At 67.3% G+C, this 11773-nt stretch carries 12 protein-coding genes; 4 read left to right on the forward strand and 8 right to left on the reverse strand.

Going from position 1 to position 11773, the window contains the following annotated elements; all coding sequences use genetic code 11:
* Position 1 precedes the first annotated feature (1 nt).
* The 3 genes from VFF46_RS38980 to VFF46_RS38990 are packed head-to-tail and all read left to right on the forward strand — an operon-like array spanning position 2 to position 1759.
* Positions 2–1003, forward strand: coding sequence for an alanine racemase (locus tag VFF46_RS38980; RefSeq protein ID WP_325042308.1), 1002 nt, complete (start codon positions 2–4; stop codon positions 1001–1003).
* A 34-nt stretch (positions 1004–1037) separates the two neighbouring features.
* Positions 1038–1436, forward strand: coding sequence for a class I SAM-dependent methyltransferase (locus VFF46_RS38985; protein WP_325042309.1), 399 nt, complete (start codon positions 1038–1040; stop codon positions 1434–1436).
* Positions 1403–1759 (forward strand): hypothetical protein, encoded by a 357-nt coding sequence (locus VFF46_RS38990; protein WP_325042310.1) that lies wholly within the window; start codon positions 1403–1405, stop codon positions 1757–1759. Before VFF46_RS38985 ends, VFF46_RS38990 begins: the two co-directional genes overlap by 34 nt.
* Here VFF46_RS38990 and VFF46_RS38995 read toward each other — a convergent pair.
* Positions 1749–2903, reverse strand: coding sequence for an NAD-dependent epimerase/dehydratase family protein (locus VFF46_RS38995; RefSeq protein ID WP_325042311.1), 1155 nt, complete (start codon positions 2901–2903; stop codon positions 1749–1751). The two genes, VFF46_RS38990 and VFF46_RS38995, sit on opposite strands and share 11 nt — an antisense overlap.
* A 153-nt stretch (positions 2904–3056) precedes the next feature.
* Between VFF46_RS38995 and VFF46_RS39000 the strand changes: the two genes are divergently transcribed.
* The gene (locus VFF46_RS39000; protein ID WP_325042312.1) at positions 3057–3521 is read left to right on the forward strand and encodes a GtrA family protein; all 465 of its coding nucleotides are present in this window, start codon (positions 3057–3059) and stop codon (positions 3519–3521) included.
* Here VFF46_RS39000 and VFF46_RS39005 read toward each other — a convergent pair.
* The 7 genes from VFF46_RS39005 to VFF46_RS39035 form a co-directional block, all read right to left on the reverse strand.
* Complete coding sequence (locus VFF46_RS39005) at positions 3430–5619, reverse strand: glycosyltransferase (protein ID WP_325042313.1); 2190 nt, start codon at positions 5617–5619, stop codon at positions 3430–3432. The two genes, VFF46_RS39000 and VFF46_RS39005, sit on opposite strands and share 92 nt — an antisense overlap.
* A gap of 47 nt (positions 5620–5666) precedes the next feature.
* Positions 5667–6566, reverse strand: coding sequence for an NAD-dependent epimerase/dehydratase family protein (locus VFF46_RS39010; RefSeq protein ID WP_325042314.1), 900 nt, complete (start codon positions 6564–6566; stop codon positions 5667–5669).
* A gap of 84 nt (positions 6567–6650) precedes the next feature.
* Positions 6651–7703, reverse strand: coding sequence for a hypothetical protein (locus VFF46_RS39015; protein WP_325042315.1), 1053 nt, complete (start codon positions 7701–7703; stop codon positions 6651–6653).
* Positions 7700–8731 carry an HD domain-containing protein gene (locus tag VFF46_RS39020; RefSeq protein ID WP_325042316.1) on the reverse strand — a complete coding sequence of 344 codons (1032 nt, stop codon included), beginning with the start codon at positions 8729–8731 and terminating at the stop codon, positions 7700–7702. The genes VFF46_RS39015 and VFF46_RS39020 overlap by 4 nt, the downstream gene beginning before the upstream one ends.
* On the reverse strand, positions 8724–8981 hold the full coding sequence (locus VFF46_RS39025; protein WP_325042317.1) for a hypothetical protein: 258 nt from the start codon (positions 8979–8981) through the stop codon (positions 8724–8726). The genes VFF46_RS39020 and VFF46_RS39025 overlap by 8 nt, the downstream gene beginning before the upstream one ends.
* Entirely contained in the window at positions 8974–9849 is an 876-nt protein-coding gene (locus VFF46_RS39030; RefSeq protein ID WP_325042318.1) for a hypothetical protein, read from the reverse strand. Before VFF46_RS39030 ends, VFF46_RS39025 begins: the two co-directional genes overlap by 8 nt.
* An 864-nt stretch (positions 9850–10713) precedes the next feature.
* On the reverse strand, positions 10714–11773 hold a 1060-nt coding region (locus VFF46_RS39035), incomplete at its 5' end, for a hypothetical protein (protein ID WP_325042319.1).

Raw genomic sequence — 11773 nt, forward strand, 5'->3', positions numbered from 1 at the left:
CATGCCCCTAGTCCTGCACGTCGATTCCGATCGATGGCGTGATCACCTGCGTTCCACGTGGAACCCCGACATCGTCCCGGTCGCCAAGGGCAACGGGTACGGCTTCGGCAACCACCGGCTGTTCGCGGAGGCGCGCGCCCTCGGCGCCCGGACGGTCGCGGTCGGCACGTACTTCGAGGTCCCCGCGGAGCCACGCGAGGACGTCGTGGTGTTGTCGCCGTGGCGGCCGTTCCTGGAGATGCCGCAGAGCCAGAACGTGATCCACACGGTCAGCCGGCTGGCCGACCTGGTCTCGATCCCGGCCGGCAGCCGGGTGCTGATCGAGGTGATGACCTCGATGCGGCGGCACGGCATCGGCGCCCGCGAGCTGCGGCACACGATGCTGCTGAACGCGCTCGACCGGATCCGCTTCGAGGGTTGGTCGCTGCACTTTCCGATGGGCGCCGGCGGTACCTCGGCGAACCTCCGCGAGGCGCAGCAGCTGGCCAAGGCGGCTCTCGACGTACGGAAGAGCACTCTCTGGGTGTCGCACGTACCGGCGCAGAAGCTCAGCGACATCGGCGAGAACGTGAAGCTCCGGATGGGTACCGCACTGTGGCTCGGCGACCGCGGCGCGCTGACGGTGAAGGCGACCGTGCTCGACGTGCATTCGGTACGCCGGGGCGAGCGCGTCGGGTACCGGCAGCGCCGGGTGAGCGGCGACGGGCACATCCTGATCGTCTCCGGCGGTACGGCGCACGGCGTCGGGCTGGAGGCGCCGACCGCGGCGGCGAACGTCCGGCAGCGGGCGATCGCGATGGCCAAGGGCGGCCTGGACGCGGCCGGGATGGCGCTGTCCCCGTTCACCATCGAAGGCAAGCAGCGCTGGTTCGCCGAGCCTCCGCACATGCAAGCCAGCATGCTGTTCCTGCCGGCCGCGGTACCGCCGCCGGCAGTCGGCGACGAGGTCTCCCTCGACGTCCGGCACACCACCACGACGGTCGACAAGGTGTCGATGGATTGACTTCAGGTCCACCTGAAGTTGCAGCGTGGACGGTATGAGCTTTCTGGATCGGATCGAGGAGCGGCCCGGTGCGGCCGAGCTGCGCGCGGCGTCGTACCGGATGCTCGCGCTGAAACGCGGTGCGACCTGCGTCGACGTCGGGTGCGGAGCGGGTCAGGCGGTCGCCGAGCTGGCGCGGAAGGGCCTCAAGGTGACCGGTGTCGACGCGGATCCGGACGCGATCGAGGTGGCGCGGGAGCGGGCGCCGGGGGCAATGTTTCACGTGGCACATTCCGGCGACCTGCCGCTCGAGGACGGGTCGACGGACGGTTACCGCGCGCTCGGGCTGTTCCACCTGCTCGACGACCCGGCGCCGACGATCGCCGAGGCGCACCGGGTGCTGCACCCGGCGGGCGGATCGTGGTCGGCGGGCAGGACTACGGCTTCTTCCTGATCGACAGCTCCGACCAGGACCTCACCGACGTCATCCGCCTCGGCCTGGAGTCGCGCACGGTCTCCCCGCGCGCGGCCCGAACCCTGCGCGATCAGCTCCTCGACCACCACTTCCACGACGTCGAGGTCGCCGTACACACCGAAGTCGTGACGGACTACAAGCTGATGTCGCGGCAGCTCAAGAGCGCGGCCGAGGCCGCCGTCGCGAAGGCCCTGATCACTGAGGCGGACGCTGCCGGGTGGTTGTCGGAGCAGGCAGGCCGAGGCCGTCGGGATCGCTTCCTGGCCGCGGTCCCGACGCTCCTGGTATCGGCTACCGCTTGAGCGGGCCCTGCCAGCGGACCGTGGGGAGCAGGGCGGCCGGGTCGACGCGGTCCTTGTTGGCCGAGACGATGTCGAACATCGACTCGATCAGGGTCTCGGACAGCAGGTGCGGCTGGAGGCCGAGGCCGACCAGGCCGGTGTGCTTGACGTTGTAGTAGTGCTCCGCCTGCTCGACGCGCGGGTTCTCCAGGTGCTCGACCTGGACCGGGCCGGCGAAGCTCTCCGCGACCAGCTCCGCGAGCTGTGACACCGAGTAGCTCTCGGTCATCTGGTTGAAGACCCGGAACTCACCGGCGTCCGCCGGGTTCTCCACCGCGAGCCGGATGCACTCGACGGTGTCCCGGATGTCCAGGAAACCGCGCGTCTGCCCGCCGGCGCCGTACACCGTGAGCGGCTCGCCCAGCACGGCCTGGATGACGAACCGGTTGAGCACGGTGCCGAAGACGGCGTCGTAGTCGAACCGGGTCTGCAGCCGCGGGTCACGCACGGTCTGGTCGGTCTGCTGGCCGTAGACCACGCCCTGGTTGAGGTCGGTGACCCGCATCCCCCAGATCCGGCACCCGAACTCGAGGTTGTGCGAGTCGTGCACCTTGCTCAGGTGGTAGAACGAGCCCGGCTTCTTCGGGTAGAGCATCCGGTCCTTGCGCCCGTTGTGCTCGACCTCCAGCCAGCCTTCCTCGATGTCGATGTTCGGCGTCCCGTACTCGCCCATCGTGCCGAGCTTCACCAGGTGGATGTCCGGGTTGATCTCGGCGATCGCGTACATCAGGTTCAACGTGCCGACCACGTTGTTGTGCTGCGTGTACACAGCGTGTTCGCGGTCGATCATCGAGTACGGCGCGGCCCGCTGCTCGGCGAAGTGCACGATCGCGTCCGGCGCGAACTCCTGCAGGACCCGGTAGACGAAGTCCGCGTCGAGCAGGTCACCGACGTACGACGGGATCGTCCGGCCGGAGACCTCCTTCCAGGCCTGCACCCGGGACTCGAGATCCTCGATCGGGACCAGACTCTGGACACCCAGCTCGCGGTCGTACCCGCGGCGGGCCATGTTGTCGAGCACAGCCGTGTCATGGCCGCGGTCGGAGAGGTGCAGAGCGGTCGGCCACCCGAGGTAGCCGTCACCGCCGAGGACGAGTACGCGCACTTCGGCCGCCTTCCGTCAGAAACGTCGTCAGGATCCTTCATATCCTGAGTACCCCACTCAGTAACGTGACAGGGGTCATCAATTCGCTGGCAATCGGCTGAGAATTCGCGTTCGGCTGCCGCGGCCCGGTGCGGGGGTGCAGAATAGGGCCCGATGCGCGTTCTCACCAAGCTCCGGTCCCGCCGCGGCAGATGGTTGCTGTGGGCGAAGTACTCGGCATCCTCCGTGGTCGCCACGGTGGTCAGCCAGCTCGCGTTCGCTCTGTGTTACTGGTTCGGTGCGCCCGCCCTGGTCGCGACCCTGGTCGCCTGGCTCGCCGGCGCCGTCCCGAACTACGTGCTGAACCGCCGCTACACCTGGGGCCGCAGCGGTCAGAAGCTGCCGTACACGATCATCGTGATCGGCTCCGCGGTCACCGCCGCGCTGGTCACGTCGCTGACCGACCACCTGGTGCAGCCGATCGAATCACACGCATGGAAGACACTCCTGGTGACCGGTTCGTACTTCGGGACCTACGCGGTGCTGTTCATCGTGAAGTTCGTACTGTTCGATCGGCTGGTGTTCGCCAAGCCCGCGCCCGCCGCCCCCGCCGAAGCACGTACTCCCGTAGCCACGTAGTCGTCATCACCCGCCCGTAGTTCGCGCCGTACACGATCCCCGGGCCCTTCTTGCTGCTCCCGTCGCCGCGGCGGCGCATCGTCATCGGCAGCTCGACCACCCGCGCGCCGAGCGCGAGCGCCCCGAGCAGCAGCTCCGACGACTGGTACTGCGGTTCACGCAGCGTCACCGCGGTCGCGAGCTCGGCCCGCATCGCGCGGAACCCGAACGACGTGTCGGTCAGCTTCTTCCGGGTCAGGATCGACGCGAGTACGGCGAACACCCGGACGCCGACCCAGCGCAGCCGGCTGTCCGCGTCCTCGGCCCCGAGGCGGCGCGACCCGGTGACGAAGTCGGCCCGGTCGAGCAGGATCGGCTCGAGCAGGACCTCCAGCTCGTCGTTGTCGTACTGCCCGTCGGCGTCGGTGGTGACGACGTACTGCGCTCCGCCTTCCTTTGCTTGGTGGTAGCCGAGCCGGAGGGCGGCGCCCTGTCCGCGGTTCACCGGGGCGACGCAGACGTACGCCCCGTGGTCCTTCGCGACGTCGGCGGTGTCGTCGGTGGCGCCGTCGACCACGACCAGGACGTCGACGGGCAGGCCGGCACAGGTCCTGGGCATGTTCGTCAGCACCGGGCCGATCCCGGCGGCCTCGTTGTACGCCGCGATCACGACGACCACCGGGGCGAAGCTGACGTCGGCGAGGCCCTTGGCCGCCGCTGAGTCCACCGCGTCGGGGTAGGCGGCCATCGCGGGGCGCGCCTGGTCCTTGCCGAGGATGGCTCGGAGTCCTATGGCTCCCGCCAGTGGGAAGAAGACCAGCCCTGGCAGTTGATAGCGCCAGGAGAACTCGAACGCGGCTGAGCCGAGCAGGAGCACCACACCGGCCGCTGCCGGCAGTAGTGCAGCAGCACGAAGCCCTGAGGTCTTGGCCCGTCCCAAACCTGCTACAGCGGCAAGAGCGATCAGCACGCACAGCCCGAGCAGTGTGCCGGACGTGTACCCGCCGTGCAGCTGGTAAGCGCGAAGAATGCCCGCAGGTACGCGCGAGACGTGTGGCTCGGACCCTCCCCATTTCACTGCTGCCTTGGCGGTGTTGGGGTCCTTGAGGTTCGGGTAGACCAGCTGGAACTGCCAGCGGTCCAGCGGTACGTCGTCAGGTGAGCTGGTCCGTGTCGGCGCGAAACCCTTCGCGAAGTCCTTCAACGCGGCCCACGTCACGTCCAGGGGCTGGTGCGTGATCACCAGATGGGCGAAGTCCGTGGCCAGCTGACGCTTCGTCGTACCGGGCGGCAACGTGCCCGGCCAGTTCTTGTCGCCGTAGCGGTCGTGGGCGTACTTGTCCACGCCCAAGCGTTGTCCGAGCGGCTCCTTCGGGCAGAACAGGCGGGTGCCTTCGTTCAGCGGCAGCGTGTCGCAGTTCGCGACCGTGGCGGTCCGCCCGTACAGGATCTCGTTCTGGGCGCCGGTGAAACCCCAGCGGCCCGTGTCGATCCGGTAGTACCCGCCGTACGCCGCGAACACGAAGGCGAAGCCGGCAACGGCGGCAGCGGTACGACGTACCACGTCCATCCGCCGTTTACGCCCACGGGTGATCAGGTAGAGCACGACCGCGATCAGCAGCACGAGTCCGATCGCGCGGACCGTGAACGCGGCGCCGACCAGTACGCCGACCACCGCCGCGCGACGCCAGCCCGGGACGCCCTTCGCGAGCAGCAGCCACAGGATCGCCACCAGGACCACGTCGAACGTGGTCTCGGCCATGATGTTCTGCTCGATCTGCACCTGGTACGCGTCGAGCAGGAGCGGAGCGGCGGCGACCGCGGACAGCCAGCGGTACACCGTCAGCTTCCGGGCGAGCGCGTAGATCACCACGCCGAGCAGGAGGCCGGTCAGATGCTGGATGAACACGACCAGCTTGAGCCCACCGAGCCAGACCAGCGGGCCGAGGACGAAGTCGTACCCGATCGGGTTCAGCTTGTCCGGGCTGAGCTTGCCCATGTTGGACAAGTACTGCACGGAATCTACGTAGATGATCGCCGGCGTATAGGCGATGGTCGCGAGGATCCGCAGTACCAGACCCACAGCGAGGAAGATGGCAAGCAGCCAGTGCGTTCGCACCGCGGCCCGCGCCTTCCTCCACAGCGAAGCGAGGGTTACTTTCTCCCTCACTTGTGCTTGAAGTATTGCCACGTGCGAGCCAAGCCATCCTCCAGCGAGACCGTCGGCTGGTACCCAAGATCGTTGGTAATGTCCACGACCACGGCCGGCATCTCACCCGCCGGCGCCTCGATGTGCTCAGCCGGCACCGGACACCCGGTCACCGCACGCACGGTCTCGATCATCTCCAGCACCGACACCGAACGCCCGGAGCCAATGATCGCGCGCCCGTCGTACTTGCTGTCGAGCGCCAGCAGGATCCCGCGCACCACGTCGTCGATGAAGACCAGGTCCCGCCGCTGCTTCCCGTCGCCGTACACCCGCACGCCGCCGTCACTCAGCGCAGCCCGCATCATCCGCGGCACGAAACTGTCCTTGTGCGACATGCCCGGCCCGTACACGTTCGTGAACCGCAACGCCGCGGTCGCCATCCCGTAGCTCCCCGAGTACGCCGAGAGCAGCATCTCGCACGCGGCCTTCGTCGCGCCGTACGGCGTCAGCGGCCGGAGTGGCAGGTTCGCGTTGATGGTCGACGTACCGACGTCACCGACCACCGCATTGGTGGAGGCGAGCACGAACCGATCCACCCCACTGCCCCGCGACAACTCCAGCAGGACCTGGGTAATCGTCACGTTCTGCGCGAACGTCTGCATCGGCGCATCCACCGACCGCAACACCGACGTCAACGCCGCCAGATGCACCACCGCCGTAGGCCGCGTCTCGAACGCCGCCACACAGGTCTCCTGCTCCGCAAGATCCCCCGTCACCACGTGCACACCCGCATCCCACGAAGCATCCGGCGGCTCCCGATCCACCGCAGTCACCGGAACATCCCGCTCCCGCAACGCCGCCACCACAGCCCGCCCAATAAACCCAGAGGCTCCGGTGACCAGCACACGCTCATCCATACCGTTCAACCTACCCGCGCCAACCCGCCCCCTGCCACGCTCGTCACTTGTCGTCACCGATCAAGCACTTCAAGCGCATACGCGTCAGCGGCCGGGGTCGGCTGTCCGGAGCGGCGGTTGTTCGAGCGGATACAGCTTCCGCCAGAGACGGCTGAGGAACTGACGGTCGTCTCCCTCATCCTCGTAGCCGGCCGCGACTCTCAGTGCGGGCGGATACAACATCATGTCGTCGCCTGCCAGCAACTGGCTGAACTCTGACTTGAAGGTTGCCAACTCGCTGTCGTCCGGAGCATCGATGGCAACCCGTCGAATCAGGTAGGTGAAGTTGTCGTAGCGGATTTCGGGGTGGAGGTAGGTCTCCATGAAGTTGAGGATCGTGGCAAACGGAAAGTCCTTGTCGTAGAGCCACATTCGGTCGGTGACTTCCATCCGCACCTCCCCAGTAGGCAGCCGCAGGGGTTCAGGGGTCATCGTGCAGATCTGCTGACCACCCGCGTCCGTCTGGGAGTTCGGGACGAGCCGGACGACGACGTGTCCGTTCTCGAAGGTCGGTATCTGTTCGACGGACGGTCGTAAGACATCGGTCAGGTCAGCACCGGTCCACCGCGCCCAAGTGAGACTCTTGCGCACATACAGTGCCTCGGCCCAGTCGCCGGCCAGCGCGAATCCCGAGCACCACCGATGGCCGTCAGGCCCCAGCAGGTCGGAGATCGGGATTCTCACCGGAGAAGGGATTCTTCCCCCATGTGCCGCAGTGTCCAATGCACGGCGTCCTGCGAGGTGTTCACTGACGCCCATGAACGCGGCCGCAAACGCGGCCGCATCGTGAATCCTGGTCGTCTCAGGGCCACACAGGTGCTGCCGGTCGTGCCTGACGCCGTCGAAGCCCATCATTCGTTGCCGCTGCTGCGTCTGCGCGGGATCCTCAGAGTAGGCGACCCGGCGTCGGTACAACGTGTCGTCGCCCATCGCGGCGTGACGCTTGTGCGAATGGCCGAGACCACGATCGATCGACGCATAGACCCGCTGAACCAACGGATCGCACTCAGCCACGGGTATCAACCAGGGCCTTAGATCCTTGTACGCAGCAACATATGCCAGTGCGTCTTTGATCTCGCGGTCTCTTCGGTCACTCATCGGCCGGCTCCGCTTGTTCCGATGACCTCCAGTGCATACGCGTACTTCGCCCGGAGACGCTCCTGTGTTGCGGGATCAAGGCTCGCTTGGCGAGCGGGGCTGCTGTTGTGCTCGATGTCGGCCCGCTTCACCGGCACTGCCGCCGGGGTGCGGACAAGGCGAGTCAGGTAGTCGTCGTGGGTCTCGCCGGGCCGGCGGGTGAGCGCGTCGACCATCTCCACCACCTGCGGCGGTACGCCCAACTCCGTCAACTGCTCAAGCGTGCAACACGTGTCCTCGACCGAGTCGTGCAACAACGCCGCCATCTGCTGGTGCTCGTCCGCCCCCTCCCGGCGCGCAATCTCCGCTGCACCACGCACATGCAGCACATACGGCTCACCACTCTTGTCGACCTGCTCCCGATGCACCGCCGCCGCCAACTTGTCCGCGGCCTCAACCGTGTCGACCGGCCCTTCGAGGTACGAGTACGCGGCCGCCCAGGCCGTGTACAACTCCTCCAGCCGCTCATCGACAACCGCCAACGGAACGAAGTGCTCCACAGTCTCCGCGTAATAGGACCGCTGCTTGGCCACCCGAGGATGCGTATGCAACCGCTGCACGTTGCTGTACCGATCCGACAACTTCAGCAACAACACATCCCGCGGCGCATGCGCCAGCTTGTCGAGGTACGCCGTACGTCCTTCCGGCCCGATCGTCACCGCCCCCACGAGCCCCGCTGTACGCTCCCCGAACCGCGCCGCCAACTCCTGGATCGTCCCGTCGGTGTCCTCCACGACGTCATGCAACAACCCGGCCCGCAACAGATCCACATCAGTGACCCCGAGCCCCTGAGCCAACACATCCACCACCTGCAACAAATGCTGCTCATAGACCTCCCCCGCCGGCCGCACCTGCCCCCTGTGCCACCCAGCCGCCGCCTCGAACGCCACCCCCAACTCCGCAACCACCGCCCCCGGCAGCAACTTCTCCAGCTCGCCCGCCGCGGCCCCCCACCCACTCCAACCCGGAAAGACCCGCACCTCACTCATCCGGCATCCGATCCCGGTACTCGTCCCAGCTCGGCAACCCAGTCGGAACGCGCTGATCAGACCGAACGTCCCAGAACTCGAACTGACCGTCGATCGATCGTTCCCGCAGTACGGCGCCGGCCACCTTGATCACCTCGCGAGCGGCAGCGTCATCGGCGTACTTGCGTGCGTCGACCACGAAGGCAGCCTTCATGTCGCCGTCGTCCATCACGTATCCGACACCGACCCAGAGGTTGTCGGGCTCAGTCATGCCACCTGCTCCTTGTCTCGTCCTGATCCAATGCTGCGGCTTCGGCCTGCATCCGCCTGACCTTCTCCTGCTCGGCCGGTGTCGGTCGAATGTACGGCTTGTAGACAGTGTTGTGTTCCAGGTCGGATGCGACCGATGCCCGCCAGGTGCAGAGCTGCAGCTCGAACGTGTACGGCATCCGGTTCACCTCGACAGCGATGACGAGCGGGACGACGCGGTACGACGGATTGTGCGACTTCGGTGCGGCGTACATATTCTCCAGCTCGAGGATCAGGCCGTTGTCGCCGACGCCGAACCGATCCTTGACGCCCGCCAGCAGTTGCTCGAGGCGCTCGGTGTCGTCGACCGTGATCCGCGCTCCGACGGCGTCGATCACATCGCCGACCTGGTACTCCGGACGCCCGTCCCGCCCGCTGGCTCCCGTGGACATCCGGTCGACCTTGTCAAGCAGGCCGCCGGCGCCCTTGGCGCGGATGGTTCGGACGCCGTCGACCTCGTTCGCCAGTGCTCCGATCTCCCGGGAGACCTGAGGGACGACTTGGTCCACGAGCCGGCGGCTGTAGTCGACGACGAGCAGCCGCTCTCCGGGCGACGGTTCGGGGCCGACGATCCGGGCCTCGTCCACCTGCTTGCATTCGGCAACATAGGCATCTTTGCGTGACCTGTTGTCGGGGTGGAAGTTCAGCTCCCGCGGAACGTGGTCGAACAGTGGCCCTCGGCCGGGATGTTCCGCGGCGAAGTCCTCCAGGTTGCCCGTCGCAAGGAGGCGTTCGTCGGCCAGCTCACGGATGGTCGTCAGTGCCTTCGGCCGCTGATCGGAATCGTTCAGCTTGTTCACGACGTCCAGGGGGTGCGCTTTGTCTGCCACCAGGCGAGTGACCACGCTCGCCACATCCGGATGTTCTTCCGCCAATGCGTCGTGTATGTCGCGCACCGTCTTCTCATCGTCCGGATGATCCGAATCCGCTGAAGCCGTCGTCGCGGCATCCTCGGCTGAGTCGTCGGTGTCGTCGGCACGATCTGCATGAGCCGGAGCGGGCGTTGGGGTGGATTCGGCGGGGGCCGCTTCCGAGGTGTCGGTTGTCGTCTGGGAGATTCCGGCCTCGGCTCCGGCTTCAGGGGATTCGCCGTGATCGCCGACCTGTTCGGCGGCTTCGGTTCGAGACCTCGGCTGCTCGGAGTTCGAGGGATCCTCACTTCCCCAGCCGAGGCGGGTGAAGGCTGGGTCCTGGAGCATCTTCTGGCGGAGGTTTGCGGAGACGTGGTGGGAGGCGTCTCGGGTGGGCGGCTGCGAGTCGTTGGGTGGTTGTGCGGGTGGGGGTCGGTCGGGTGGGTTGTGGTGGTGAGCGTCCGACTTTGCATCGGTGGGCTTTGGGCTGCGCTCGGATGCGGTCGGCGATGCGGGGTTGGCTCGTGATGGGTCGTCGGCCGGGGATGAGACTTCGGCCGGCGGGTTGTGCGAGTCGGGCTGGCTTCGGTGAAGGTTGTCGCGGCGATCCGGTCCGCTGGCGACGGTCCGCTCAGCGGGTGGTCCGTCGGTGATCCGCTCGGCGGGTCGGCTGTCCGTGGTCGGCTCGGTATCTGGACCGTCGGTGGTCCGCGTCTGCTCGGCGGGTCGGCTGTCCGTGGTCGGCTCGGCGGGTGGGCTGTCCGTGGGATGGTCACTTGAAGGGCGGTCGGAGGGCACGTCGGAGTCGCCGGGGTCTGGGGTGTTTCTTGGTCGGTCCATGGGTCAGAGGCCAGGGGGTTGCGGCGTCCGGAAGATGTGGCGGTGCCAGTTGCCTGGGATGGTGAGGCCGCTGGTCGCGATGGTCAACTGCAGTTCCGGCTCCGTCGCGGTGGACAGGGCGGCGGCTGCGCGGAGGAGAGTGCCGTCGCCGAACAGCAAACCGGGTGTGACTTCGGCAGGCTGGCTCTTCAGGTAGTTCCCGATCTGGTCCTCGATCGTCGGACCCCCGAGCTTCAGACCGCGAGCACGCCATTCGCCGGTCGATGGGTGCGGCAGCTCGAACGGGCCTTCGTACGTCCGCAGCGCGTCGGCGACGTCGGCGTACCGGAACGCTCCGGCCTGCCATTCGACCTCCGTCGGCCGGCAGCTGAGCCGCCCCTGTCTGACAACGCCGAGGACCGCCTTCGCCAGATGATCGACGAGTAGGGCTGGTTCGACGTCGCGCGCGATCGCGCCTGCGCGCCCGAGAACGGCTGCTCCGACAGCTTCGGCGATCGCGCACTGGACGACCTCCGGCGCGACGCCGTCGAACACCCACGGAACTGAAGGCAACGGCTTCGGGACAGCCGCGAGATGCGCCACAGTGAAAAGCTCCACCCACAGGACGAACCTCTGGTTCTCCTTCTGGAACCGAGCGGCGTCCGCGATGTCGCGGACGGTGCAGAAGCGTTCGCCGCAGCTGACTCCGCAGATCGAACTGCGGCGGGCGGCAGCCGCCACTGTAGGGGGTGCGATCGCGCGGTGTTCGCGGGGTTCGCCGTGGGGGATGCGGAGGAGGACGGGGCGGTCCATGCCGTCGGTGAAGGTGGTGGCTTGGCCGGGTGGGAGGGAGACTACCGCGCGGGACTGGGGGGCGGTGAGGTTCATGGTGGTGCCGACGGTTTCGCGGTCGTCGGCGGCGGGGAGGCGGTGCAGGATCTTCAGGGCGGAGTTCTTGACGACGTCGGGGATGACCTTGCCGGGGATCTGTTCGGCGATCACGATGCCTTCGCCGTACGCGCGGATCTCGGCGAGCAGGCCGGCGAACAGTTCGACGGCGTGGTTGGTGGTGCCGTCGGTGGTT

It is taken from the genome of Kribbella sp. (assembly GCF_035655035.1).
GTDB lineage: Bacteria > Actinomycetota > Actinomycetes > Propionibacteriales > Kribbellaceae > Kribbella.